Genomic DNA, 25,131 nt, shown 5'->3' on the forward strand with positions numbered 1-25,131 from the left:
ATAAAATCTATCCGCTTTCTTCCATCCTTTTAGCTTACGTTTCACCGGGAGACTCTTACATTTTTGTAAGCCGAAAAAACATCCCCCTGATCCACTTTTATTCTCTGCCCTAAATGTCAGAGCCGTGTTTTATTTTGTCGTGCTTCCGAATCCTCCATTTCTCACATCAGTTGCAGCATCGTCAACGGTAATCCCATATTCCACAAAAATCCCCTGCATAAAGCCCTCTCCGGCTTTGATCTGAACTGTTTTTTCTTCATTACTGTCGTTTGTCAGTTTTGCAAAAATATGGCCTTCATTATCCGAATTATAATAATCACTGTCAATAATTCCAACCGTATTATTCAGTTGCAGACGAAACTTAAACCCAAGTCCGCTTCTCGGATAACATTTTAACACCCATTCCGGTTCCATCCAAACCCTGATGCCTGTCGGAATTTTAATCGTTTCTCCCGGATTCAGTATAATGTCAACCGGAGCAAAAAAGTCATATCCCGCACTTCCTGCCGTTGCACGTCGAGGCAGCTTGATCCGATCGTAAATTTCCTTAAGTGTTTCTTTGCTTTGATCTTTATTTTCTCCCTTTTCTATTGCCTGAAATGTATCATCCCAGCCATCTGAAAATTGTCCGAAACTTACCTTTTCAAATCTTGCTATTCTTTTCATATATCTGACTCCTTAATGCTGTTCTTTTTGAAAATTCCAGACGCATCCAAAACATCTACAATTTCCTCAATGACACTTTCATTTACTACAAGCGCCATTCTGACATACCCTTCTCCATTGCTTCCAAAAGCGCTTCCCGGGGTAACGATAACGCCTGTTCGCTCCATAAGCTTCATACAAAAATCCACAGACGATGCATACCCTTCCGGTATCTTCGCCCAAACAAACATCGTTCCCTGACTGTCTCTGACATCCCAGCCGATTCTCCGAAGTCCTCCACACAATGTTTTATTGCGAGACGCATACTGCCGCCTCTGCTCCTCAATAAAATCGTCCGGTCCGATCAATGCCGCGATTGCAGCATACTGTACCGGATAAAAAATACCATAATCAATCTGTGACCGTAAAAGACGAAATTTACTGATAATTTCTTTATTACCTACAACAAAAGAAATTCTTGCTCCGGTCAGATTATAAGACTTAGAAAGAGAATAGAATTCTACTCCGACGTCTTTTGCCCCTTCAAACGAAAGGAATGATTTTCCCGGCTTGTCTCCATATGTAATATCTGAATACGCATTATCATGCAGAATTACAATCTCATTCTTTTTCGCAAAAGCAATCAATTTCTCATAAAACTCATCCGGAGCACATACACAGACCGGATTGAGCGGATATGAAACAATCATGTACTTCGTTTTCTTTAAAACTTCCTCGGGAATACTATCCAGATCCGGCAGGTATCCGTTCTCTTCCTCAATCGTATAATATTCTACGTTCGCTTTCGCGAGGATTCCGCTCATCTCAAACATCGGATATCCCGGATTCGGAACAAGAATCACATTGTCCGGATCACAAAATACCATACCGATATGAGCCATTGCTTCCTGAGAACCGTAAACAGACATAATCTCATCCTTTTCTACATGCACCCCAAAACGTTTCTCATATCGGTACTGCACCGCTTCCAATAATTCCGGCATATCTGCCAATGAATATTTATAATTATTCGGATCTTTGCACGCCTCCTCCATCGCTTTCATTACATGCAATGGAGGCTCAAAATCCGGCGTTCCTACAGAAAGATTGTATACTTTTCTTCCTTCTTTCAAAAGCTCTTCTTTCTTCTCATTTAACGCCCCGAAAATCCCAGGCTTAAAATCATTGATCAAAGTTGAAAAATGCTTGCTGTCCAATACAAACGCCCCCTAACATATGATAAAACATTCTTTAATTTTCAAATCGAATTGTTTCTATTCTATCACAGTTGTCATTTTATGTAAATGATAGGCGCAATCCCGCTTACCGTATCCACATTCCTGCATGAAATGTATTGAAAAAGAGATTTTAACTGACTATCTAAAAAAAGAAACGAGATGGTCAATATGTTGTTAGAAGACTATTAACTAATATTCTTTTTGATAGAGCTTTTTATTTACTGATACTCAGGTATTTCCAATGTTAAATAAGATGTTTTGTAAATCCATATTTCCGATAAAATCTTTCCTTCTGAAAACATCCCCTTACCTCTCCTCAAATTTTTCAAACAAGAGTTGAATCAGACACTCATAAAACACACTTTCAACCTCTTCAATCATCTCTGCCTTTCCATTCTCTCTGTAACTTATTCAACTCTGTTTTTCCCCACACACATTTAATGCGAACATCATTGCTACAAATACTGCTAAAAATCAGATATGCTGCCAAAAGAACTAAAAGAAATTTTACATACAGAATTTGTCAAGTATTTTGAAAGAAAAAGCCAAAAACCACGCAGAAAGAGACAGAGAAAAAATAAACTTTGCGCGGATTATATTTACAAAGATACATAACTACAAAATAAAACGGATGATCTTTAAGAAAGACTTAGAGTATAATTATTATTGGCAAAATCATGACAACCCGTCCAACGGGCAATGTCGTCAACTTAAGATATATCAAAAATATAAAATAAAAATGTCTAAAAGCACTTGATAAAATGCGAAAAAAATGTTGCCTTGCGTTGATTACTTTTTCAATGCGAGGTGATTTTATGAATACAAAACTTTTAACATCCATTTTACAATCTTCCAATGACCTTATTACATCAGAAGATTTCTTGACAAGGCATCGTATAGGTAATGCTTTTACACGTTCTGGAAAGCTTTCTTTTTCTAACTTGATTTATTTTGTGCTCCAGTCGGTTCATAAATCCATTCCTATAAACTATGCCCGATTTTTAGAAAATTTTCCATCTGATCTTCCAATATTTGTATCAAAACAGGCAATTTCAAAGGCAAGACAGGGTATTTCTCATAAAGCATTTCTTGAATTATTCCGTCTTTCTGTGAAACAATTCTATTTTCAACCAGTAAATTTACGCACTTGGAATGGTTTCCATATTTATGCCGTTGACGGAAGTACGATACAGATTCCGGAATCAAAAGAGAATTATGAAGTGTTTGGAGGTAACCCAAACAAGACAAAAATCATATCGCCTCTTGCTTCCGCATCCGTTCTTTATGATGTAATAAACGATATTCTGATTGACGTTTCTCTTCATCCCTATCGTTACAATGAACGGGAATCGGCTAAAGCTCATGTAGATTTTTTACCTAGGTTTCCAAACAGTATCATACTTTTTGACAGAGGATATCCTTCCGAAGACATGTTTCACTATCTAAACTCCAAAGGAATTCTGTTTCTTATGCGTGTGCCAAAGACGTTTAAGAAAGCTATATCGGAACAGGAAGATGCTTTGTTTACATATCCTGCTTCTTGTAATAAAGAATCCCTTACTTTAAGGAGCATTCACTTTTTATTGGAAGACGGCAGCACAGAATATCTAGTGACAAATCTGATGCCCGAGCAGATAGCTAAGGAGAACTTTCCAGATTTATACCAGTTTCGTTGGGGAGTTGAAAGCAAATATAGAGAACTTAAGAACAGGCTTGAAATAGAAGCCTTTAACAGCATTAAGCCTGCCAGTATCCAACAGGAGTTCTTTGCAGCAATGTATTTATCCAATCTAGTTGCGGTTATAAAGTCGGAATCAGATTCAAAAATCATTGTGTCTATCAATAATAGGCATGCTTACCAGGCTAACCGTAGTTATATATTAAACCGTATAAAAAACTGTATCGTACACCTTTTGCGGTCGCCCTTGTCCATATGTTACGAGATGATATGCCGGATAGTGGAAGAAGCTTCCAAAACATGTCCCATTATCCGCCCTGATAGAAAGTTTGGTAGATACCGAAAACATACACGTCGGAGATATTACAGCCATATGAAAAGCTGTATTTAAATAAAAACATAACCAAAAGGCTATCGGACTGTTAAAAAAATCAGCAGTCCTATTTGTGATGCGATTATTTGTAACAATAAATCCAATCACTTTATTAGCATACAGCTTTTTTTAATAAATACTCTTAAGTTGACAACATTGCCCGCATAGCGGGTGGTTTATTGTTTCGCCCATCTCCATTTTTCGGATCAACGAAAAACTCCAATGGGCTCAACAGACTAAAGTCCATAGTTATAAAATTTAAAGACATATTGCACTTACACAATATGCCCCCACAATGTTTCTATAAGACAATTTATATCATACTTTTTGTACTCCTATAAAAACTCTTCTATACTCCCTTTGTACTCCCAATTTTGCGATACAGCCCGATATTTGACATCATTTTATATACTTTGACTTTTCAATAAATCCCGTAAATATCACATTAAAAAGGCGTTCCATACAAATCATACGGTGTCACCTGATATACGTAATAATTAAGCCAGTTCGTATAGAGGTTGTTGGCGTGTGCTCTCCATGTAAGTACCGGTTTATTTTCCGAATCATCATCGGGATAATAATTTTCCGGAATTTGAGGATTTAATCCACGGCTTATATCACGCTTATATTCTGAATCAAGAGTCATACGGTCATATTCCGGATGTCCCATCACAAATATCTGACGCCCTTCTTTGGCCATACACATAAATACACCTGCCTGAAGAGAATCTGCAAGAATCATGATTCTGTCATCCTTCTCCAAAAGTTCCTGAGGAACTTCCGTATGTCTTGAATGAGGCGCCATAAACACATCATCAAAACCTCTTACAAGAGGAATCTTCCTGTTTCTCACGCGATGTCTGTACACACCGGATAATTTCTTCGGAAGCGCTTTTTTATTGATCCCGTAATGATAGTAAATACCCGCTTGCGCTCCCCAGCACAAATGAAGTGTTGATGTCACATTTGTCTTTGTCCACTCCATAATTTCTGTCAATTCCTGCCAATAATCAACTTCTTCAAACTCCATTTGTTCTACCGGCGCACCCGTAATAATAAATCCGTCAAACTTTCTCATTTTAATATCTTCAAATGATTCATAAAACTTATAAATGTGACTCGTTGATGTATTTTTAGAAACATGGCTCGTCATACGAACAAACGTCACATCTACTTGGAGCGGCGTATTTGAAAGTGATCTTAAAATTTGAAGTTCGGTATCTTCTTTCAACGGCATAAGATTTAAAAGTCCGATACTGATTGGACGGATATCTTGATGTGCCGCCCTATATTCATCCATCACAAATATATTTTCATGTTCCAGTATTTCTTTTACAGGAAGATCGTTTTGTACTCGAATAGGCATAATATTATCTCTCCTTTTCTTTGAATATATTTTTATCGGCATGGACATAAGTTCCGTCCGATTCTACATAACTATATTCGTCATAAGCATCTGTCTTGACAGGCAGTTTTTTCTTTTCAAGTTTGTTATTAACAAGCATTCCGACAATATAATAAACGACTGCAAATGTCGGAACTCCAAGTATCATTCCGGGAACTCCGAACAGACCCCCTCCGATCAAAATCGAAAACACAACCCAAAATGCCGACAAGCCTGTGGAATCTCCTAATATTTTAGGACCAAGCACATTTCCGTCAAACTGCTGTAAGGCGATAATAAAAATAATAAAGTAAATCCCCATCTTAGGCTCTGCAAGCAAAATAAGAATCGCGCTTGGGATTGCCCCTATATAAGGTCCGAAAAACGGAATTACATTTGTCACACCGACGATCACACTGACAAGCATCGCATATGGCATATTCAAAATCGACAGGCCTGCGAAACAAAGAACACCGATAATAGCCGAATCAATGATTTTTCCTATAATAAATCCTCCGAATATTTCATTACTCTTAATAGTAAGATGAAGAATCATATTGGCATTTGACGGTTTAAATATAGCATATGTTATTTTTTTAGACTGTTTTGAAAACTTTTCTTTACTGAACAGTACATAGACAGAAACAATTAATCCGATCAAAATATTCATAATTTCACGCATGAAATTCAGCACACCGACTGTCAAACCTGACATAAAATCATTAATGCGTCCAAGCAGATCTGTACGCATCCAATTTTGCACAAATGTAGTGGCCTCTTTCATCACACTTTCTACGATATTCCCGATCGTCGAATTTTCTGTATTCATTTCACTTAACTCTCTGATAAAACGGTTCATCTGACTCGGAACATTCATGATCATATCACGAATACTTTTATAAAGTTCCGGTATCATCATATTAAACAGTGTAAAAATAATCGTTGCCAATATCACAATCGAAATACAGATTCCTACGGATCTCGACACGCTTTTCGCCTGTTTAAAATTAGGAAATTTCTTTTCCAAAAAAGGAAGGAGCTTCCTGTCTACTGCTTTCACTATCGGATTCAAAAGATAAGCGATTGCCAATCCGTAAACAATCGGCTTTGAAACCAAAAATATTTTCCGAATCACTCCCGATATGTGTCCTGCCCGCAAAAGCAGAAAATAAAAAAGAATACATGTTAAAGCGCCGACTACGATCGCCACAGTTTTGCCGAACTGCTGTTTTAACCAAGAAGGTTTTCCTGTTCCGAATATCGGCTGTTTCACATAATACCCTGTTTTATCACCATTTTTTTCGTTCTTTTTATACTTTTCATCTTTTTTGTTTTCTACATTTTCCTGTTCATCGGTCATCTCATATACCTTCCAGTCTTTTTCGTTTATCAGATAAACTATAATTAATTTATTATAACGCTTTTATTCTTTCAGCGTCAACCGGAATATATCATAACCCGTACCATAACCCCATGCCATTTTGCCGCGCAGATTGTAAGCGATTGCCAAAGTCTCTCCCAAAATTCGTCTTCATTACAAAAATAAAAGGAACCGTCTTTTAATTTAAGACGATTCCTCTGACATTTACTCTGGATATATGATTTTCCTTTTCTCCGTTATCTTGAATAACTGCTTTGTCCTTTTTCGTTCTTGCTTAACCCTTAAAACATGTTTTTAAACAATCAGCCTATGCATGATTGAAATGTCGCGCACTCTGTTCCCGATGCCTGTTTTGCATCTCCGCCTTCTACGCTGATTTTTCCTGCATGGCATTCACACTCTTTATTATACATACAATTTGTTGCCTTACAATCAACGCAGGAACAATCTGAAGCCTCTTTCATAGAATTTGTGTAACTTCCTTCCTTTCTCTCCTGAAAGCTGTCACAACATGTCTCTTTCGGATTTTTTGCAGATTCTCCTCCTACTGTAATCTCATCAAGATCACAAAGAAACTGTTTGTTGTGTACACACGTCTGAACTGTACATTTTAATTGCGGCATAACGCTACCTCCTTTTATTCAATATCAATAGCATTATGTCCTGACATTACTCATAATATTCTTTTATTTTTCAAAAAAATTGCCAAAACCGCAAAAAACTCTCTCACAAGATAATTTATCTGAAAAACATAATTTGAAGAAGCCGATACTGAAAAAACATGAGCATATCCTTCCTGTTCTGCTAAAAGTTTTGCCCTGTAACTATGAAAATTATTTGTAACGATTCCGACCGTCTCATGTTTCGGATCAATAAATCTCCGACTGAAACTCAGATTTTCTCTTGTAGAAACGGACTGATCTTCCTTTCTGATCCGATTTTCCGCAACTCCTTGTTCGATAAGATATTGTTCCATTGCATCCGCTTCTGAAATATCTTCTCCCGGCCCCCTGCCGCCTGAAACAACTACCATTGTCCTTTCATTTTCCTCTAAATAATGAATCGCTGCATCAAGCCGCCTTTTCAGCGAATCCGTAATTTTTCTTCCTCTTACCTGCGCCCCCAATATAATGATCCACTGCGCTCCTCTTTCAGGTTTAGAAAACATACCTCGACAGATTTTAATTTCCACAGTCAGAAAAAGAATCCATAACCCCAGGCATATCCATCCGAAAACACTTTCCACATATGCAGGAAGCGGCACACATCCAAAAAACAGATGTGCGCCGCCGGTCAACAACCAAAAAACCGCAAAGGTCGATCGCAGTCTGCGGGAATAAATGACAAGTATTAAATAATACAACACACACAGACTTCCCAAAATCCAGAAATACTCTTTCATTTATGCATTTCTTCCGCAGCACTTTTTATATTTTTTGCCACTTCCACACGGACAAGGATCATTTCTTCCTATTTTCTTTTCTTTACGTATTGTTCCTGAATTTTTCTGCTCTTTGTACAGACGTTTTCTCGTATTTTCATCAAAAATCTTTTCCCACTGCGGAAGTTCATAAAGCCAGTCAGCTCTTGCATCTACCATGTTTTTATATAATTTTTCTTTATCAAATCCAAGACTTACTTCTGTATCCTCATCCATCGTCTCAATCGGATTCGGTGTTTTCAAACTGTCGTTGATTCCGTCAAGAAAACCAACCATCGTCATTACATCCTGACCGTATTTTTCGGCAAGTTCTTTCACTGTTCCTTTTACCTCTGTATCAGGATCATCCAGAAGCTGCTCGTAAATCGATGTCTCTATTGTAAAATATTTTCCCCAAAAACTCTCTAACTGCTCTTTTGACAGGTTTCTGTCATAAGCCATATCTCTCCATTGATCTAATAAACATTTTTCGCTCATTGTATATTGCTCCTTTATCTTTAAAATCCATCTAAATCATTATATAACAATTTCTGTTTGCCGTAAACTATTATTTTAGGTATAATTACAGCATACCTATTCAGTTCAACAAGAAACTTGATCAAGCTATTTTTTCATGTTGATCGTCAATTCAAAAATATTTTTATAGTAGGAAAGGATTTTATCATGAAAAACATAAAACGTATCCTTGCAGTCATAGGTGTTATCCTTCTTATCGGAATGTATGTCTGCACTCTCATATTTGCTCTGATCGGATCTCCTGCATCAGACGACCTGTTAAAAGCCTCTATAGCCGCTACGATTTTAATTCCGGTTCTGCTTTACGGGTTTATTCTGATCACCCGGCTTTTAAAAAATAAGAATAATCAGAACGATGATTAATTCATCAATTATATAATAACTCAACCAACTTTAAGGCTGCTGCGGTTTTTTCATGGCATTCATTTTCACCCATGTTGCCGCGCCGCCTTATCGCTTGTCTTTTCTTCAGGTATTCTTCCATCGTCATCATCCTTATTTCTGTCTCTCTGTCATTCCGGCGCATAAAATATACCTCCTCTTCTTGCTTTTTTCAAAACCCGGTCTTATATCTTATGCTTTCTCTTTAAAAAATATTACAAAAGGATGGCGAAAACCATCGGCTTACACCATCCTCATTCTCATATATTCACTCTTTATTTCCCCCGGAAACAAAAGCCTCCGAAAGACAAAATCCATATACCTTTTACAAGAACCTTACTTTTAACTATGAATTAACGGTTACGATAAATAATATCATCTCTTCCCGGGCCGTTACTGATCATTGTAAACGGATATCCGACCTCTTTTTCGATAAACTCTATATAATTACGGCAATTTTCCGGAAGATCTTCGTATTTTCTGATTCCTCTGATATCTTCTTTCCAACCCGGAAGTGTTTTAAGAACCGGTTTTGCTTTTTCAAGAAGATGTGTTACAGGAAAATCTGTCGTTACCTCTCCGTCAATTTCATAACCTACACATACCGGAATTTCATCCAAGTATCCAAGAACATCCAAAACCGTAAATGCAACATCTGTTGTTCCCTGCATTCTGCATCCGTATTTTGAAGCGACACAGTCAAACCAACCGACACGTCTCGGACGTCCTGTCGTAGCGCCGTACTCTCCGCCGTCACCTCCGCGTCTTCTAAGCTCATCTGCTTCTTCTCCGAAAATTTCACTTACAAATGCCCCTGCTCCTACCGCGCTTGAATAAGCTTTACATACCGTAATTACCTGTTTAATCTCATACGGAGGAATGCCCGCACCGATCGCCCCGTATGCGGCAAGCGTGGATGAAGACGTTACCATCGGATAAATACCATGATCCGGATCTTTTAAGGAACCAAGCTGACCTTCCAAAAGAATATTTTTTCCTTCTTTCAAAGCATTATGTAAAAAGAGCGAAACATCGCATACATAAGGAGCCACCATATCTCTGTAGCTTACAAGTTCTTTATATAATTCATCAGGATCAATCAATGGTTTGTGATAAAGGTGTTCAAGCAATACATTTTTTTGTTCTGCTACACGAACCACTTTCTCCTTTAGCAATTCATCGTCAAAAAGTTCACTCACCTGAAAACCGATTTTTGCATATTTATCAGAATAAAACGGAGCAATACCCGATTTTGTCGAACCAAAAGATTTTCCTCCGAGACGCTCTTCCTCATAAGCATCAAAATTTTTATGATAAGACATCACCATCTGCGCTCTGTCAGAAACAAGAATCTTCGGCATCGGAACACCCCGATCCACGATAGACTTAACTTCCTTAAACAAAATCGGAACATCCAACGCTACACCATTTCCGATGATACTTGTTGTATGATCATAAAATACTCCTGACGGCAGTGTATGCAGCGCAAATTTTCCATAATCATTTACGATCGTATGACCTGCGTTTGCTCCGCCTTGAAAACGAACGATGATGTCAGATTCTTTACCAAGCATATCTGTAATCTTACCTTTTCCTTCATCGCCCCAGTTTGCACCAACTACTGCTTTTACCATTTCCATTCCTCCTGAACATCGTTGCTTTTAAATAATTATGAGCGGTACTTATGAATAACCGCAGTTAGAATTATACTATATTTTTCTTATTATGTAAAATGTTATTTCGTTTTTTATAAAAGGATCATAAAATTGTTTTGAAACAAAGGAGCCAATAGATTTTATAATCTGCTATTGTAATTGCCCTGAAAAAGTATTAAAATAACAGATACATTCAGGATGTTTCTCCATTATACAGACGGAGCACATCTTCTTACAGAAAGGAGAGTCAACAAATTGAAAAAACTTGTTAAATGGTTTAGTATCTTCGCTGTCATCGGAACGGCGATCGGGCTTGCCGTCGCGTATTTCTGCAAGAACAGTTCCGACATTCCAGAGGAAAATGATCCTGCCGAGACCGAGGATGATGACTTTGATCTTGATGCCGATCTTCAACCTGCATCCGACAGAGAATATGTATCTTTAAAAAAGACTGATGATGACACAGATGGCGAATCCGAATCACTTGAAGAAAAATAGTACAGAAATATTCCGTGTATTTACTATTTTATACACAACTAAAACACGCCGGAACATAAGTTTCGACGTGTTTTTCTTTCTCAAAAGCAGAATCTGTTCAAACTGATTTGTCAATTTCCCTCTTTATTCCATGCTTCATCAAGCAGACGAGCCGCATGCAAGATTTTTTCATCGCTCATATTTGCATATCCTAACAGGATTACCGATTCGTTCTGTTCTCTGTCTTTTTCTCCCACATAATATTCTGACAGTCCGTATACTTTTACTTCTTTTTCTTCTGCCAAACGGATTAACTCTTTTTCGCTTCTTCCATCGCAAAAATGAAGAAGAAGATGTACTCCTGCATTTTCTCCCGACACTGTAAACTCTGTTTTCATTTCTTTTAAAGTGCTCAGTAAAACATCATGTCTGCTCCGATACAAAGCTCTTGTTTTGTTCAGATGACGTTCATAATATCCTTTTTCTATAAATTTCTGCAAAATAAGCTGATCTACTTTTGATACAGTAGAGCTGATAAATCCGCACCGTTTTTTATACAGCGAACATACTCTTTCCGGCAGGACAAGGTAACTCATCCTAATCGCAGGAGCTATAGATTTTGAAAAAGTTCCGATGTAAATTACCTTTCCGCTTCTGTCATATCCTTGCAAAGCCGGAATTGGTTTTCCTTTATAACGAAACTCACTGTCATAATCATCTTCTATAATAAATCTCTCTTCTTTTTCCTGCGCCCATTTCAAAAGTTCCATTCGCCGTTTTATAGGCATAACTATTCCAAGCGGATATTGATGCGAAGGCATCACAAATGCGATATCTGCATCCGATTTACGCAGTTCGTCCACACGCATTCCTTTGTCATCCATATCGACAGTACACACTTCATATGACAAATTTTTAAACAGACGATACGCCTGCTTGTATGTCGGATTCTCCAATGCGATTTTATGTTCACCTCCTAAGATCATTCCGAGAAGCATTAAAAGATAGTCATTTCCGGCTCCGACAATAATCTGCTCCGGAGTGCAATTTACTCCTCGGGCCTGATGAAGGTAACTGCATATAGCATTTCTAAGTCCATATTCTCCCTGAGGGCAGCCGAGACGAAACAGTTCTGCCTTATCATCCACAAGACACTCTCGGGATAATTTTCGCCATATATTATACGGAAAGCTTTTCAGATCCACTCCGCTCGGAGTAAAATCATACCGGTACTTTTGTTCCCGTTGTTCATTATTTTCTCTTTTATTATTTTCCTGCGCATCTATCTGAAACAATCCGTCAATCTGACAAACAAAATATCCTCTGTAAGGCTGTGCCTCAATATAACCTTCAGACAGCAGCTGTTCATACGCCAGTTCCACCGTACTTCTGCTTACTTCCAAATGTGCGCTTAATGCTCTTGTAGAGGGAAGTTTCTCTCCGCTTTGTATCCGTCCTTTTTTGATATCATCTTTTATATAGTCATATATTTGCTCATAGAGCGGGACTTTTTGTTCCGCTCTTAAATTAATCATTAATTCATTCATTCTGTTTTATTATAAACTACCATTTATTTTGGAAGCTTAAACGAGCTCTTCAATGATACGATTCTGTTAAACACAAGATGATCCGGCTCAGAATCATGAGAATCCACACAGAAATATCCATTTCTCACAAACTGGAAGCTGTCATATGCTTTTGCACCGTCAAAACTCGGTTCCACATAAGCATCTTTTATTATCGTCAGTGAATTCGGATTCAGATTCAACGATCCATCTTCTTTATTATATACACCCTTTTCTTCATCGATTAAGTTCTCATAAAGGCGCACTTCCGCTTTCTGTGCATACTCCGCCGGAACCCAGTGAATCGTTCCTTTTACTTTCCTTCCTGTAAAACCGCTTCCCGCTTTTGTTTCCGGATCATAAGTACAATGTACTTCTGTTATCCTACCGTTTTCATCTTTCACAAAACTCTCACATTTTACAAAATACGCATGCATCAGACGCACTTCATTTCCCGGGAATAAACGGAAATATTTTTTCGGCGGCTCTTCCATAAAATCTTCTCTTTCGATATAAAGTTCTCGTCCAAACGGAACTTTACGTATGCCTAATTCTTCATTTTCCAAATTATTCGCAACATCCAGATATTCAACCTGACCTTCCGGATAATTATCTATTATGAGTTTGATCGGATCCAACACAGCCATCATACGCGGTTTTTTCATCTTAAGATCTTCACGGATACAATACTCAAGCATTGCATAATCTACAGAACTCTGCGCTTTTGAAACTCCGCACAATTCGATGAACATCTTTATAGATTCCGGTGTAAATCCGCGGCGTCTCAATGCCGCAATCGACACAAGGCGTGGATCATCCCATCCGTCTACGATACCATCCTCTACCAATTTTTTGATATAACGCTTTCCAGTAACAACATTTGTCAAATAAAGTTTTGCAAATTCAATCTGTCTGGGCGGATTCTCAAACTCGCACTCTCTTACAACCCAGTCATACAATGGTCTGTGATCTTCAAACTCCAATGTACAGATAGAATGTGTAATTCCTTCAATCGCATCTTCGATCGGATGTGCAAAATCATACATCGGATAAATACACCATTTATCTCCGGTATTATGGTGTGTCATACGCGCCACACGATAAATAATCGGATCTCTCATATTTATATTCGGAGAAGCCATATCTATTTTAGCCCGAAGAACTTTCTCTCCGTCCTCATATTTTCCTTCCCGCATTTCTTCAAATAATTTCAGGTTTTCCTCTACAGAACGATTTCTATAAGGACTTTCTTTTCCGGGTTCTTTCAATGTCCCGCGGTATTCTCTCATCTGTTCTGCGGTAAGATCGCACACGAATGCTTTTCCTTTTTTAATCAGTTTTACTGCGCATTCATACATTTGATCAAAATAATCTGATGCAAAATATAGCCTGTCTTCCCAGTCCGCTCCGAGCCACTGAATATCCTCTTTGATTGAATCAACAAACTCCATTTTTTCTTTTGTCGGATTTGTATCGTCGAATCTCATATTAAATGTGCCGCCATATTTCTGGGCCAGTCCGTAATTAAGCAAAATTGATTTTGCATGTCCGATATGCAAGTAACCGTTCGGTTCAGGCGGGAAACGAGTAGCCACATGATCATATACTCCCTCCGCCAAATCTTTGTCTATTTCCTGCTCGATAAAATTCTTTGAAACAGTTTCGTTTTCCATTGTCTCCTCCTCTAATAACGCAAACATTCATAGCAATTATCTTATCATAAAATTAAGATATCTACAAGTACTCGGTTTACTTTGCCGCGTTGATGTGATACAATAAGCCCGCTGTCTAAAATATGTATCAACGCATTTCATTTTTTCAAAAGTATGCGCTATTTTTATTTTAGAACAAATTTACCTGATTACAAAAAACAAAGAAAGGCTTTTAGTTATGAAAAGAGAAAATTTTGGTTCACGACTCGGCTTCATCCTAGTGTCGGCCGGATGTGCTATCGGACTGGGCAATGTATGGAAATTTCCCTATATGGCCGGACAATACGGAGGAGCCGCATTCATTTTAATCTACCTGCTGTTCCTTGTGATACTCGGATTACCGATCATCGTATGTGAATTCAGTGTAGGACGCGCAAGCCAGAAAAGCATCGCCACATCTTATAACGTACTGGAACCGAAAGGAACGCGTTGGCATTTTACAAGATGGTTTGCAATCGCCGGAAACTATCTCCTTGTTATGTTTTATTCCATGGTCGGCGGATGGATGCTTTATTACTGCTTCCGGATGGCAAAAGGAGAGTTTGCAGGCATTGATTCCACAGTAGTTTCCGCAAAATATGATTCCATGCTGGAATCTCCTGTCACACTGACTTTTTGGACTATACTTGTAATTTTACTTGCTTTTTGGATCTGTAGCATCGGTCTTCAAAAAGGTGTCGAAAAGATCATGAAGATAACTATGCTCTGCCTTTTGGCAATCATGGTCGTACTTGCCATAAGGTCAGTTACTCTTCCGGGTGCAGCAGAAGGACTCAGATTTTACCTCATTCCGGATTTCGGAAAAGTACTCGAAAACGGGGTCGGAAACGTTATTTTCGGAGCAATGAGTCAAGCTTTCTTTACACTAAGCATCGGAATGGGCGGAATGGCAATCTTCGGAAGCTATTTAGATAAATCCCGTTCTCTCACCGGAGAATCTTTAAGCATCCTTCTACTGGATACTTGCGTTGCTCTTACTGCAGGTTTAATTGTATTTCCTGCATGTTTTTCATTTAATGTACAGCCGGATGCAGGTCCCAGACTTGTATTTATCACTCTTCCGAACATTTTCACTCAGATGCCGGGAGGACGAGTTTGGGGGGCTCTGTTTTTCCTCTTCCTTTTCTTTGCAGCCCTGTCCACGATCGTCGGCGTATTCGAAAACATTGTTTCCTTCGGGATCGATCTTTTTGGATTCAGCCGCAAAAAATCTGTCGGCATCAACATTGTACTTATTATTGTATTAAGTATTCCTTGTATTCTCGGCTTCAATATTTTATCGGGGATACAACCGCTCGGAGCAGGGTCGAACATTATGGATTTAGAAGATTTCCTTGTGTCAAACAATATCCTTCCTCTTGGTTCCGTTATATATCTTATGTTTTGTACACACAAAAACGGTTGGGGATGGAACAATTTCATTCAGGAGGCAAATGCAGGAAACGGATTGAAATTTCCTCAATTTATCCGTAAATATATGACATATATTCTTCCTTGGATCGTTGTCATCATCTACTTAAAAGGCTACTATGACAAATTCAGTTCTCAAAGCAACGTCGTCTTCGGCGTATGGATGGCTGTCGCATTTGCATTTCTTCTCCTTGTTTTTTCCGTCACACGGAAGCAAAAACAGACCAAACTATAATCGTTTTTATAAATTTGCTTTATTAAGTGCAGACAGTAAATAATATCAAAAGAAAGTTCTGTGGATCTCCAAAGAACTTTCTTTTTTTACAGTAGCGAACTACATTTAATATTCTTTTGCAAATTCTACATTGCCCCGTTCAAAATATTTTCCCACATCAGCAAGGAGTCTTGCAAAATACAAACATACCGTCGGATCAATGTCCGGATGTTCCCTCCTCAAATCATAATTCTGTACACCGATAAACATTGTATGCGATGCCTTCCAATCCCTTTCCAATATCGGGAAGAAATCTTCAATATCTTCACATTCCGCATAAAAAAAGATATTAATATTATTTTTCATCGCATCAAAATACCGATAAAAATCCGGTAGTTTCACTCCCTCCATTACTCTGATAAAATGTGTCAATTTTTCCAATCCTTCTTTTAAATCTTCCAGTTCCTCTCTTCCTATTTTCATCTTTCCCTCCGCCCCATAGCGAAAATCACCACTAAATTTTGTACAAGTATACCACACAATCAAAAAAAGAACAGAAAATGACAGGAATTCTTGCATTATTCTGTCTTTATCCTGCCATTTCATATCTCCGAGATACAAACAGGCGACACTGAACAACACTTTTTAATCACAGCCGGGCAGTCCTTTTTAAAACAAAAAAGAAATAATTATATAATTATATGAACGTCTTGTAATACAATTCTCTTGACAACTACTGCTGAATCGTTGTATATTTATCATGCATTTGAGTTACATATATGCTGTCTTGGCGCAGTCGGTAGCGCGTCGCCTTGGTAAGGCGGAGGTCGGGGGTTCAAGTCCCCTAGACAGCTTTCTGATTTTAATATATCGATTACTTCTGATTATCTATACAAAACAGGAGAGTTAGTATTTCACTGACTCTCCTTAAATTTCAAACAATTACTTTTTTTCCGATGATCCTATCACAACATTTCCGAATCAAGCAAAATCGTAAACGGACCATCATTGATCAAACTCACTTCCATTTCTGCTCCAAAGCGACCCGTCTGTACGACTGACACACTTTTCTTACTCTCTTCAATTATATACTCATATAACTGATTTGCTTTATCCGGCGCCCCTGCCTCAATAAAACTCGGCCGGTTCCCCTTTTTACAATTTGCATAAAGCGTAAACTGTGATACAAGCAAAAGACTTCCGCCCACATCAGCTAACGACAAATTTGTTTTTCCCTCTGCATCTTCAAAAATCCGCAGTCCGATCATTTTCTTTATCATTTTATCCGCAACTGCTTCCGTATCTTTGTCTGAAACGCCAATCAATACGAGATATCCTTTTTCAATCTCTCCTATCACGCTTCCTTCCACTTTTACAGATGCCTGTTTTACCCGCTGTATTACAAATTTCATAACCTTTTACCTGCTTTCTCTATTTGAATTTCTCAGGCTCTTATTTCTGTTTTGAGCATTTTTTCTGTTTTTTTCTTAATTCTTTGAAGAGCATTATCAATCGATTTCGGACTTTTTTTCAACAATTCCGCGATTTTTTTATAATCAGTTCCTGTTAAGTGCAAATAAAGAACCTGTTCTTCCATCGGGCTTAAATTTTCTTTCAATCGTTCAATAAAAGCTTCTGTGTACTCTCTGCCAAAATACAATGCCTCAGGATCATTTTCCCGGTCAGGCTCTATCAGATCGATCAGAGGCAGTTTTGTACCGTTTTTATTCGTCTCGCTTTCTTCATAAAGTGAAATATAAGAATTCAGAGGCATATGTTTTTTTCGATTTGACGCCTCAATAGCGGTGTACATTTGCCGAAGTACACATGTTTCCGCAAACCCTGCAAATGACCTGCCCATGCCGCTGTCAAAATTTCTTACCGCCTTGATTAGTCCGATCATGCCTTCCTGAATAAGATCTTCTGTTTCTCCTCCGATCAGATACATTGCGCGTGCCTTCTTGCGGACCATCATTTTATATTTCTCCATCAGATAATCTGTCACATCCCGATCCCCGGAGTGCAGTTTTTCAATCAACTGTTCATCCGTCAGCTTTTCATATTGTTCCATCCTTTAAAACACCCTTCAAACACTGCTTTACATCTTATTTTGCAAGTCTCTGTCTGACAATCTCATAAGCAAGAACTCCGCCTGCCACGGAAGCATTCAGAGAGGTAATCTCGCCTTTCATCGGAATTGACGCAACGAAATCACAATTTTCTTTTACTAATCGGCTGACTCCATCCCCTTCATTTCCGACAACAAGTCCGATCGGTCCTGTGAGATTCATATCATACATTGATTGTCCGTCCATATCGGCGCAGACAAACCAAATTCCTTTTTCTTTCAATTCTTCCATTGTCTTTACAAGATTTGTCACTTTTGCAACCGGAGTATAATTCAACGCCCCTGCCGAAGTTTTCGCTACGGTCGCCGTCAAACCAACCGCTCTCCTCTTCGGAATGATCACGCCATGAGCTCCGGCAATATTGGCTGTTCTTATAATTGCCCCCAAATTATGAGGATCTTCAATCCCATCTAATACGATCAGAAACGGATCTTCTCCCCTCTTTTCCGCAAGTTTAAGCATATCGTCAATCTCTGCATAATCATAAGCCGCAGCGTAAGCAATTACGCCCTGATGCCTTCCTGTCTGCGTAAGTTGAGATAATCTTTCTTTTCCGACAAAATTCAAGATTGTTCCATGCTTTTTTGCTTCCCTGACAATCGTGCGTACCGGACCATCCTGACATCCGTCCAACACAAACAGCTTATCGATCGTCCTTCCAGAGCGAAACGCTTCCAGTACTGCGTTTCGTCCTTCGATCACTAATGTATGTTCTTTTGTTTCTTCAATTTTTTCAATCGTTTTTCTCTCCATTTTCCAATTCCTTTTCCATACTTTCCAGTCCGATCGTTACAAGCTCAACAAGCCGTTTGTACTCCTTTTTCAAGTAAAGATAACCCACTAACGCCTCAAACCCTGTCGCTCTTCGATAATCGGTGATCGACTGATTTTTTGCAGCCGAAACGCTCCTTGTATTCCTTCCCCTTCGATATACCGCATGTTCTTCTTCTGTAAGATGTTCCTGAATTGCCCGCATCATAAAAGACTGAGCAGACGCCTGCACATACCTGCTTGTCTCTTCATGCAGTTTATGCACCTGCCTGCCGCCTCTGCCTACCACTCTCATCTTAATAATAAGATCAAAGACACAATCTCCTATATAGGCTAAAACAATAGAGGAACTTGCTTTTGGGTCGGCCTGCTTCATTCCGGGAATCAGATCCATATAATACTCAAATCCATATCCTAAGCTTTTTTCCATTTTACTCCCTCTCGCGTATCTTCAAGAATAATCCCTTTTGCCAGGAGCTCGTCTCTGATCTGATCTGCCAGAGCAAAATTACGATCTTTCCTTGCAGCCTGACGTTTTTCTATCATCTCTTCGATTTCCGAATCTAACATTTCCTCTTCTTTTATAACGATAATACCCAAAACATCTGTCAGCAGACATAATCTGTCAAGCAGGTTTTGCAAATATTCCTTTGAGCTTGCTCCGTCGGCAGTCGTGTTCATATATTTGACAAGATCAAAAATAGCCGCTATCGCATCGGCAGTATTGAAATCATCATCCATTGCCCTTTCAAAAGCTTCTACATATTCTGATGATTTCTCAAACAATCTCTTCTCCGACTCTGTCATTTTCTCTTCTGACGTGTTTGAAATAAGGAATTTCAAGTTATCTGCCGCAGTAAGGATTCTCTCCAAAGAATTTTTTGCTGCTTCCATCAACTCTGCACTAAAATTAAGCGGACTTCTGTAGTGTGCACTCAACATAAAAAATCTCAAGATCTGAAGGTCATACTTTTCTCCGATCTCTCTTACTGTAAAAAAGTTACCGAGTGATTTTGACATCTTTTTATTATCAATATTAAGAAATCCATTGTGCATCCAATATTTTGCAAATTCTTTTCCGTTCGCGGCTTCGCTTTGAGCAATCTCGTTTTCATGATGCGGAAATATCAAATCCTCTCCGCCGGCATGAATATCAATTTGTTCTCCGAGGTATTTTTTAGACATCTCCGAGCATTCAATATGCCATCCCGGACGGCCCTCACTCCACGGAGATTCCCAGGCAGGTTCTCCCTCCTTTTTCGGTTTCCAAAGCACAAAATCAAGCGGATCTTCTTTTTCGTCTTCTCCTGTAACGAGAAGCGATCTTCCTCCCGACCTCAAATCATCCAGATTCTTATGCGAAAGCTTTCCGTAACCTTCAAACTTTCTTGTACGGTAATAAACCGTTCCGTTTTTTTCATAGGCGTATCCTTTTTCAATCAATGTAGAAATCATTTCCACCATGCCGCAGATTTCTTCTGTTGCAAGCGGATTTTTCGTGGCCGGTTTTACATTCATTGCTTCCATGTCTTTTTTACATTCCGCAATATATCTTTTCGATATCTCATCAGCAGAAACGCCTTCTTCAATCGCTTTTTTAATAATTTTATCATCTACGTCTGTAAAGTTTGATACAAAATTCACTTCAAATCCTTTATATTCAAAATAACGGCGTACTGTATCAAATGCGATCATCGGTCTTGCATTTCCGATATGGATAAAATTATAAACCGTAGGACCGCACACATACATTTTTACTTTGCCTTCTTCCAATGGCACAAATTCTTCTTTTCTTTTTGATAATGTATTATAAATCTTCATCATAATCTCCTTTCTTTTCCACACATCTTATCTCTTTCACAAGACGTTTCAATTCCTTATGCAATCTTAAATTTTCTTCCTGAAGCCTCTTAATATCCGACAATACCGGATCCGGGAGATGAATTTGATCCATATCGGATCTCGGAACTTTTTTATTATCCATTTTAACGATACGCCCCGGCACACCTACTACCGTACAGTTCGGGGGCACCTCTTCTAAAACAACTGATCCCGCCCCAATCTTTGAATTTTCTCCGATCGTAAAAGAACCTAATATCTTTGCTCCCGCGCTTACCATCACATTATCTTCCAATGTTGGATGGCGCTTTCCTTGTTCTTTTCCGGTTCCGCCAAGCGTTACCCCTTGATAAAGAGTTACGTTATCGCCGATCACCGTTGTCTCACCGATGATAACTCCGCTCCCGTGATCAATAAACAAGCCGCGTCCGATTTTAGCTCCCGGATGAATCTCAATCCCTGTTTTTCGCGCCGCTCTTTGTGAAATCCATCTCGCCCAAAAATAATGTTTTTTTAAATATAATTTATGAGCCACTCTGTATCTGAGTATTACACGAAAACTTGGATAAAGCAACACTTCCATATTTGATTTTATCGCGGGATCCCGTTCCCGCACAACTCGTATTTCTTCTTTAATATAAGATACAATACCCATTCTGTTCTCCCACAAAATATTTTTTACTTTTACCGGTTAAATAAAAACTTCGTCTCAGATCAGAGACGAAGTTTTTCCGCGGTTCCACTCTATTAAAAGATTTTTCTTTCACTCAACAGCCTGTAACGTATGCTAAACGAATCAGGCTACTTTTCATTCACCCGATCAGCTCCCGGACGCACTTCACAAACCATCTTTGTACAGGAATGCTTTCAGCCTCCGACATTCCCTCTCTGCGAACTTTCACAATCTGTTACTCTTTCCGTTCTCTGCTTTTTATTCTTCGACATATAATTTATATTATGCAAATTCCACATTTTTGTCAATACCGCTTTTCTTTCAAAGGCAATCAAAATCGCCGTTGCTTCTTTTTCTTTTGAGCACTTTTCCTCTCAGACAACCTCATTGAAATATACTCTTGTCAGTTTTTCTATTTTCTCTAACTCTTCACCAAGCTCAGCTGTACAGATCACGCCCTCTCTTTCACGCAGTTCTTCCAAATCGATCCTTCCAAACAAATATTCTGTCAAATCCGCTATCGGAAATACTCCTTGTGAATCTTCGGTCTCCTGTACATGTATTTCTTTCTCGCCCTGTACGCTTGTCAATTTCCATACACAGCTGTTTTTATACAAAATAGAGTCAAGCACAGCAAAAGAACATTCAAGAGTTTCTGTTTCATCGACGATCATTGCTTTTAAAAATTCAGGCAAACAAACAATTCTTGCCATAATCATAGACCGCATTTTACAACTTTTTTTATTTAAAGGAGCATAAATTCTCAGCGATTGCTGTACTCTGTTTTCATTTTGATCCACTTTCCGGATATTGCTTTTATCCAACAGCATCTGCATCGACCGTTCAAATTCCCCTTCAAATTGATTCAGATACAACGGCTCTCGTACTTCAAGTCCTTCTTCTAAGGCGTAGGCATAAAACCCTTTCAACACACCGTTTTCCCGCATAAGTCTAACCCCGCCCTTTTCACTTTGCCGCTCCAATATCATCGTCTGATAATAGGCTGTATCTCGCTGAGCATATACTTGCCACGAATCCGAAAAATGTTCCTCAAAAAAATCTGCCATCTCTTCTGCGTCCCACAATCCCGCATCTGAAAATTCAAGCGTTCCTTCTTTCTGCGGCTCACTTTCACGATTTCTAGCATCTGCTGTCTCATCTTTTTTGACTTCTTGCATGCATTGGTCATAAATATATCTAAAATCATAAGGTCTGTAAATCGCTTCTGCCGCAGGCATTAAAAATGTAAACGGCACTTTTTCCGAATGCATCCGTTCCAAAACAGTATTTAGCAGCGCCCGCATATATCCTCGACTGCGATATTCTTTTTTCGTTGCAACAGCGACAATATATTCTGACGGAAAGCTTTTATCCTCCAGCCGGATCCGATATGGATTCAACTGAAGCATTGAACAAATTCTCCCATCCTCTTCCACAACGTAAATTTGATTTTTTGCCGCTTTAATATAGTAATAATAGTCTAGGAATGCCTTCGTATCTTCCGGAAATATTTCTTCCCACAATTTTCGTGTCGCAATATGTTCGCTCTGCTCTAATTTACGGATGATCATTTACTCGTTCCTCCCGATGCGCGAACAACATCCTCCGCACATTCCACAATCCGAAGAGACATCCGTACTGCTGTAATTTGTATATTTCTCGATCGCACAAATCGCCTGAGAAGAAATCCCTTCTCCGTCCCCTGTAAACCCAAGTCCTTCCTCCGTTGTCGCTTTGACATTGACCTGATCGATCTCAATACAGAGTGCATCTGCAATATTTTGACGCATTGTATCAATATACGGGCGCATCTTCGGACGTTGAGCAATGATCGTCGCATCGATATTTTCAATCATATACCTATTCTCATCCAAAAGCCCTCCTACATGTTTCAGAAGCCGAATGCTGGAAATCCCTTTATATTCCGGATCGGTATCCGGAAAATGTTTCCCGATATCACCTAATGCCGCAGCTCCTAAAAGCGCATCCATAATCGCATGCACGAGCACATCTGCATCCGAATGGCCCAAAAGACCTTTTTCATACGGAATTTCCACGCCTCCCAAAATCATCTTTCTATCTTCCGCCAATCTGTGAACGTCATATCCCATACCTACTCGCATGCTCATCTCTCCTCATAATCATTTTCTATCTCTGTTTCCGTCTCTTCAATAAATTCTTCCATTGCCAATTCAGGCTCCTGATTTTTTCCACCTTCTTTTATCATTTCATCTTCTGCATCTTCCTCGTTTTTGTCATTTGGCTTTTCTGCCTCTTTTTTCACTTTATCATCCGATTGTTCTGTCTCCGATCCTGCCTTATAGCCTGATTTTTCCGTTTCTCCTTCTGCTTTATCATCTAACTTTTCTGCCTCTTTTTCGATGTTATTACCGGACTGTGCTGTTTCCTTATCTGTTTTCCCCTGCTCTGCTTCTTTTTTCATTTCCTCATTCGGACCAATTTCCGGCAAAACATTTTTTCTTCTTTTTCGATCCGCCTGATCTTTTCCCGCATCGAATGCCTCTTTATCTTCCTCTTCAATCCTATGATCTTCTTTTTTCAGATCAAACATTTTTTTCACATAATAAATAGCATAGGCTAAACCGATCAATATAAAGATTACAGACATCACACACATAAAAACCATATTATTCGGTTTTTCATTTACCATTTCAATCAACATCCTTATCCCAAGCCAAGCTAAATATCCTCCTAAAACAATCCGAAAGGTATACCATGCCTTTTTATTCATTTTCCTCTTCCTCCGTAATTATTATGTGCTTTATTGTAACATATTTTTCTTTTTTCTTAAAGCAACTCGTGACATACTCCCACCGCCTAAAGAGGTGAGGACTTCTCACGAATCTGTGGAAATTCTTTTTCAGAAGTCTGTGGCTGCACTTTTATGAACATTTATAAATTTACTGATTTCAGACTTCGGATGTGCTTTAAAAAGAATATGATCTTTCATCATTTCGACTGCTTATATAATATCATATCTTTGTGTACTTATGAATAATATATAACTCAATTCCTTCCCCTCTTTAGAAGTAGAGGATTCCTTGTAAAAGGTAGGTTAAAAAACATATACCTGCACCTTTTTAAAATTAATGGAAAACAGATTTCCGAAAATGAACATAGAAACTGGATTTTACTCTTACATTTACCTTAAAAATTAAAAAATTTAAAAATAAAAATTTTTTTAAAAAAAGTGTTGACATTTGATGAAAAATAATAGTATAATAGCGAAGCGGGTTACGGAAAAGCTTCTGAAACCCAAAACAATATGGGGTCTTAGCTCAGCTGGGAGAGCATCTGCCTTACAAGCAGAGGGTCATAGGTTCGAGCCCTATAGGCCCCATAACTTACAAATATTCGGAACATTTTGTTCAAGTTATGGCGGAATAGCTCAGTTGGCTAGAGCACACGGTTCATACCCGTGGTGTCGCTGGTTCAAATCCAGTTTCCGCTACTAATAAAAACTCCAAGATATTTTCTTGGAGTTTTTATTATATTCTTTTCCTTTTCATCTGTTGTTATCCCCCTCACCCCTCTGCTTTTTCTCACTTTTGAACATAAGTCTGCCCCCCTCCTGCTCTGACAATATTAAATGATCATACAAAAGCAGAGCATACACTCGCATATGCCC

General features: G+C 38.7%; 25 protein-coding genes, 3 tRNA genes, 1 pseudogene and 1 other annotated feature. Of the genes and pseudogenes, 7 read left to right on the plus strand and 22 right to left on the minus strand.

Features of this window, described 5'->3' with window-relative positions:
• Positions 1-129 precede the first annotated feature (129 nt).
• Positions 130-666, minus strand: a complete 537-nt coding sequence (locus ACH9UM_RS05175; protein ID WP_022003057.1) for a hypothetical protein — start codon at positions 664-666, stop codon at positions 130-132.
• Positions 663-1,862 (minus strand): aminotransferase class I/II-fold pyridoxal phosphate-dependent enzyme, encoded by a 1,200-nt coding sequence (locus tag ACH9UM_RS05180; protein ID WP_022003058.1) that lies wholly within the window; start codon positions 1,860-1,862, stop codon positions 663-665. Before ACH9UM_RS05180 ends, ACH9UM_RS05175 begins: the two co-directional genes overlap by 4 nt.
• A gap of 836 nt (positions 1,863-2,698) precedes the next feature.
• On the opposite strand from ACH9UM_RS05180, the gene ACH9UM_RS05185 reads away from it, so the two are divergent.
• Positions 2,699-3,952 carry an IS4 family transposase gene (locus ACH9UM_RS05185; RefSeq protein ID WP_009242193.1) on the plus strand — a complete coding sequence of 418 codons (1,254 nt, stop codon included), beginning with the start codon at positions 2,699-2,701 and terminating at the stop codon, positions 3,950-3,952.
• Between the two features lie 427 nt (positions 3,953-4,379).
• On the opposite strand, the gene metA is transcribed toward ACH9UM_RS05185, so the two are convergent.
• The 5 genes from metA to ACH9UM_RS05210 all read right to left on the minus strand — a co-directional run bounded on the left by metA (position 4,380) and on the right by ACH9UM_RS05210 (position 8,617).
• Complete coding sequence (gene metA, locus ACH9UM_RS05190; RefSeq protein WP_009242194.1) at positions 4,380-5,300, minus strand: homoserine O-succinyltransferase; 921 nt, start codon at positions 5,298-5,300, stop codon at positions 4,380-4,382.
• A gap of 4 nt (positions 5,301-5,304) precedes the next feature.
• Positions 5,305-6,678 (minus strand): AI-2E family transporter, encoded by a 1,374-nt coding sequence (locus tag ACH9UM_RS05195; protein ID WP_004845856.1) that lies wholly within the window; start codon positions 6,676-6,678, stop codon positions 5,305-5,307.
• 323 nt (positions 6,679-7,001) lie between these two features.
• Entirely contained in the window at positions 7,002-7,322 is a 321-nt protein-coding gene (locus ACH9UM_RS05200) for a DUF1540 domain-containing protein (protein WP_004845854.1), read from the minus strand.
• 50 nt (positions 7,323-7,372) lie between these two features.
• Positions 7,373-8,065 carry a YdcF family protein gene (locus ACH9UM_RS05205; RefSeq protein WP_270188227.1) on the minus strand — a complete coding sequence of 231 codons (693 nt, stop codon included), beginning with the start codon at positions 8,063-8,065 and terminating at the stop codon, positions 7,373-7,375.
• A gap of 36 nt (positions 8,066-8,101) precedes the next feature.
• The gene (locus ACH9UM_RS05210; RefSeq protein WP_004845852.1) at positions 8,102-8,617 is read right to left on the minus strand and encodes an SEC-C metal-binding domain-containing protein; all 516 of its coding nucleotides are present in this window, start codon (positions 8,615-8,617) and stop codon (positions 8,102-8,104) included.
• 186 nt (positions 8,618-8,803) lie between these two features.
• Here ACH9UM_RS05210 and ACH9UM_RS05215 point away from each other — a divergent pair, with 186 nt between their 5' ends.
• Positions 8,804-9,019 (plus strand): hypothetical protein, encoded by a 216-nt coding sequence (locus tag ACH9UM_RS05215; protein WP_022003137.1) that lies wholly within the window; start codon positions 8,804-8,806, stop codon positions 9,017-9,019.
• A 4-nt stretch (positions 9,020-9,023) separates the two neighbouring features.
• Here the strand turns inward: ACH9UM_RS05215 and ACH9UM_RS05220 are convergent, their stop codons facing one another.
• Both ACH9UM_RS05220 and ACH9UM_RS05225 read right to left on the minus strand, forming a co-directional pair.
• Positions 9,024-9,182 carry a hypothetical protein gene (locus ACH9UM_RS05220; RefSeq protein WP_004845850.1) on the minus strand — a complete coding sequence of 53 codons (159 nt, stop codon included), beginning with the start codon at positions 9,180-9,182 and terminating at the stop codon, positions 9,024-9,026.
• A gap of 208 nt (positions 9,183-9,390) precedes the next feature.
• Positions 9,391-10,671, minus strand: coding sequence for an adenylosuccinate synthase (locus ACH9UM_RS05225; RefSeq protein ID WP_009242195.1), 1,281 nt, complete (start codon positions 10,669-10,671; stop codon positions 9,391-9,393).
• A gap of 276 nt (positions 10,672-10,947) precedes the next feature.
• On the opposite strand from ACH9UM_RS05225, the gene ACH9UM_RS05230 reads away from it, so the two are divergent.
• On the plus strand, positions 10,948-11,190 hold the full coding sequence (locus ACH9UM_RS05230; RefSeq protein WP_009242196.1) for a hypothetical protein: 243 nt from the start codon (positions 10,948-10,950) through the stop codon (positions 11,188-11,190).
• Between the two features lie 110 nt (positions 11,191-11,300).
• On the opposite strand, the gene ACH9UM_RS05235 is transcribed toward ACH9UM_RS05230, so the two are convergent.
• Positions 11,301-12,716 carry a PLP-dependent aminotransferase family protein gene (locus tag ACH9UM_RS05235; RefSeq protein ID WP_187305813.1) on the minus strand — a complete coding sequence of 472 codons (1,416 nt, stop codon included), beginning with the start codon at positions 12,714-12,716 and terminating at the stop codon, positions 11,301-11,303.
• Between the two features lie 23 nt (positions 12,717-12,739).
• The gene (locus ACH9UM_RS05240; RefSeq protein ID WP_044997943.1) at positions 12,740-14,407 is read right to left on the minus strand and encodes a glutamine--tRNA ligase/YqeY domain fusion protein; all 1,668 of its coding nucleotides are present in this window, start codon (positions 14,405-14,407) and stop codon (positions 12,740-12,742) included.
• Positions 14,408-14,624: 217 nt separating this feature from the next.
• On the opposite strand from ACH9UM_RS05240, the gene ACH9UM_RS05245 reads away from it, so the two are divergent.
• Complete coding sequence (locus tag ACH9UM_RS05245) at positions 14,625-16,091, plus strand: sodium-dependent transporter (RefSeq protein ID WP_004845845.1); 1,467 nt, start codon at positions 14,625-14,627, stop codon at positions 16,089-16,091.
• A gap of 105 nt (positions 16,092-16,196) precedes the next feature.
• On the opposite strand, the gene ACH9UM_RS05250 is transcribed toward ACH9UM_RS05245, so the two are convergent.
• Positions 16,197-16,553: a hypothetical protein gene (locus ACH9UM_RS05250; RefSeq protein ID WP_270187056.1), complete on the minus strand. Its 357-nt coding sequence runs from the start codon at positions 16,551-16,553 to the stop codon at positions 16,197-16,199.
• A gap of 298 nt (positions 16,554-16,851) precedes the next feature.
• Here ACH9UM_RS05250 and ACH9UM_RS05255 point away from each other — a divergent pair.
• Positions 16,852-16,924 (plus strand) — tRNA-Thr (locus ACH9UM_RS05255).
• Between the two features lie 111 nt (positions 16,925-17,035).
• On the opposite strand, the gene dtd is transcribed toward ACH9UM_RS05255, so the two are convergent.
• The 10 genes and pseudogenes from dtd to ACH9UM_RS05305 all read right to left on the minus strand — a co-directional run.
• On the minus strand, positions 17,036-17,482 hold the full coding sequence (gene dtd, locus ACH9UM_RS05260) for a D-aminoacyl-tRNA deacylase (protein ID WP_004845843.1): 447 nt from the start codon (positions 17,480-17,482) through the stop codon (positions 17,036-17,038).
• Positions 17,483-17,514: 32 nt separating this feature from the next.
• Positions 17,515-18,141 carry an RNA polymerase sporulation sigma factor SigH gene (sigH, locus tag ACH9UM_RS05265; RefSeq protein WP_004845842.1) on the minus strand — a complete coding sequence of 209 codons (627 nt, stop codon included), beginning with the start codon at positions 18,139-18,141 and terminating at the stop codon, positions 17,515-17,517.
• A gap of 34 nt (positions 18,142-18,175) precedes the next feature.
• Entirely contained in the window at positions 18,176-18,952 is a 777-nt protein-coding gene (gene rlmB / locus ACH9UM_RS05270; RefSeq protein WP_004845841.1) for a 23S rRNA (guanosine(2251)-2'-O)-methyltransferase RlmB, read from the minus strand.
• Positions 18,933-19,400 (minus strand): Mini-ribonuclease 3, encoded by a 468-nt coding sequence (locus tag ACH9UM_RS05275; RefSeq protein WP_004845840.1) that lies wholly within the window; start codon positions 19,398-19,400, stop codon positions 18,933-18,935. The genes rlmB and ACH9UM_RS05275 overlap by 20 nt, the downstream gene beginning before the upstream one ends.
• Entirely contained in the window at positions 19,385-20,791 is a 1,407-nt protein-coding gene (gene cysS / locus ACH9UM_RS05280) for a cysteine--tRNA ligase (protein WP_009319818.1), read from the minus strand. Before cysS ends, ACH9UM_RS05275 begins: the two co-directional genes overlap by 16 nt.
• Entirely contained in the window at positions 20,778-21,464 is a 687-nt protein-coding gene (gene epsC, locus ACH9UM_RS05285) for a serine O-acetyltransferase EpsC (protein WP_009242202.1), read from the minus strand. Before epsC ends, cysS begins: the two co-directional genes overlap by 14 nt.
• Positions 21,465-21,522: 58 nt before the next feature.
• Positions 21,523-21,743 (minus strand) — a binding site (T-box leader).
• Between the two features lie 113 nt (positions 21,744-21,856).
• On the minus strand, positions 21,857-23,053 hold the full coding sequence (locus ACH9UM_RS05290; protein ID WP_009242203.1) for a GNAT family N-acetyltransferase: 1,197 nt from the start codon (positions 23,051-23,053) through the stop codon (positions 21,857-21,859).
• Entirely contained in the window at positions 23,054-23,605 is a 552-nt protein-coding gene (gene ispF / locus ACH9UM_RS05295) for a 2-C-methyl-D-erythritol 2,4-cyclodiphosphate synthase (protein WP_009242204.1), read from the minus strand.
• Positions 23,606-23,607: 2 nt separating this feature from the next.
• Positions 23,608-24,234, minus strand: coding sequence for a hypothetical protein (locus ACH9UM_RS05300; protein WP_004845833.1), 627 nt, complete (start codon positions 24,232-24,234; stop codon positions 23,608-23,610).
• A gap of 118 nt (positions 24,235-24,352) precedes the next feature.
• Positions 24,353-24,444, minus strand: a pseudogene (locus ACH9UM_RS05305) (IS200/IS605 family transposase); the annotation flags it as partial.
• A gap of 326 nt (positions 24,445-24,770) precedes the next feature.
• On the opposite strand from ACH9UM_RS05305, the gene ACH9UM_RS05310 reads away from it, so the two are divergent.
• Together ACH9UM_RS05310 and ACH9UM_RS05315 are read left to right on the plus strand one after the other, a co-directional pair.
• Positions 24,771-24,843: transfer RNA gene (locus tag ACH9UM_RS05310), tRNA-Val, on the plus strand.
• Positions 24,844-24,880: 37 nt separating this feature from the next.
• Positions 24,881-24,954: transfer RNA gene (locus ACH9UM_RS05315), tRNA-Met, on the plus strand.
• Positions 24,955-25,131: the final 177 nt, after the last annotated feature.

Origin of the sequence: Mediterraneibacter torques (assembly GCF_044591705.1) — a bacterium.
In the GTDB taxonomy this organism is placed as follows: Bacteria; Bacillota; Clostridia; order Lachnospirales; family Lachnospiraceae; genus Mediterraneibacter; species Mediterraneibacter torques.

Bases quoted from the DNA above. Each gene is read 5' to 3' on its own strand.
- ACH9UM_RS05175 (WP_022003057.1), bottom strand. From the start codon at position 666: ATGAAAAGAATAGCAAGATTTGAAAAGGTAAGTTTCGGACAATTTTCA.
- ACH9UM_RS05185 (WP_009242193.1), top strand. From the start codon at position 2,699: ATGAATACAAAACTTTTAACATCCATTTTACAATCTTCCAATGACCTT.
- metA (WP_009242194.1), bottom strand. From the start codon at position 5,300: ATGCCTATTCGAGTACAAAACGATCTTCCTGTAAAAGAAATACTGGAA.
- ACH9UM_RS05195 (WP_004845856.1), bottom strand. From the start codon at position 6,678: ATGACCGATGAACAGGAAAATGTAGAAAACAAAAAAGATGAAAAGTAT.
- ACH9UM_RS05200 (WP_004845854.1), bottom strand. From the start codon at position 7,322: ATGCCGCAATTAAAATGTACAGTTCAGACGTGTGTACACAACAAACAG.
- ACH9UM_RS05210 (WP_004845852.1), bottom strand. From the start codon at position 8,617: ATGAGCGAAAAATGTTTATTAGATCAATGGAGAGATATGGCTTATGAC.
- ACH9UM_RS05215 (WP_022003137.1), top strand. From the start codon at position 8,804: ATGAAAAACATAAAACGTATCCTTGCAGTCATAGGTGTTATCCTTCTT.
- ACH9UM_RS05220 (WP_004845850.1), bottom strand. From the start codon at position 9,182: ATGCGCCGGAATGACAGAGAGACAGAAATAAGGATGATGACGATGGAA.
- ACH9UM_RS05225 (WP_009242195.1), bottom strand. From the start codon at position 10,671: ATGGTAAAAGCAGTAGTTGGTGCAAACTGGGGCGATGAAGGAAAAGGT.
- ACH9UM_RS05235 (WP_187305813.1), bottom strand. From the start codon at position 12,716: ATGAATGAATTAATGATTAATTTAAGAGCGGAACAAAAAGTCCCGCTC.
- ACH9UM_RS05240 (WP_044997943.1), bottom strand. From the start codon at position 14,407: ATGGAAAACGAAACTGTTTCAAAGAATTTTATCGAGCAGGAAATAGAC.
- ACH9UM_RS05245 (WP_004845845.1), top strand. From the start codon at position 14,625: ATGAAAAGAGAAAATTTTGGTTCACGACTCGGCTTCATCCTAGTGTCG.
- ACH9UM_RS05250 (WP_270187056.1), bottom strand. From the start codon at position 16,553: ATGAAAATAGGAAGAGAGGAACTGGAAGATTTAAAAGAAGGATTGGAA.
- dtd (WP_004845843.1), bottom strand. From the start codon at position 17,482: ATGAAATTTGTAATACAGCGGGTAAAACAGGCATCTGTAAAAGTGGAA.
- sigH (WP_004845842.1), bottom strand. From the start codon at position 18,141: ATGGAACAATATGAAAAGCTGACGGATGAACAGTTGATTGAAAAACTG.
- rlmB (WP_004845841.1), bottom strand. From the start codon at position 18,952: ATGGAGAGAAAAACGATTGAAAAAATTGAAGAAACAAAAGAACATACA.
- ACH9UM_RS05275 (WP_004845840.1), bottom strand. From the start codon at position 19,400: ATGGAAAAAAGCTTAGGATATGGATTTGAGTATTATATGGATCTGATT.
- cysS (WP_009319818.1), bottom strand. From the start codon at position 20,791: ATGAAGATTTATAATACATTATCAAAAAGAAAAGAAGAATTTGTGCCA.
- epsC (WP_009242202.1), bottom strand. From the start codon at position 21,464: ATGGGTATTGTATCTTATATTAAAGAAGAAATACGAGTTGTGCGGGAA.
- ACH9UM_RS05290 (WP_009242203.1), bottom strand. From the start codon at position 23,053: ATGATCATCCGTAAATTAGAGCAGAGCGAACATATTGCGACACGAAAA.
- ispF (WP_009242204.1), bottom strand. From the start codon at position 23,605: ATGCGAGTAGGTATGGGATATGACGTTCACAGATTGGCGGAAGATAGA.
- ACH9UM_RS05300 (WP_004845833.1), bottom strand. From the start codon at position 24,234: ATGAATAAAAAGGCATGGTATACCTTTCGGATTGTTTTAGGAGGATAT.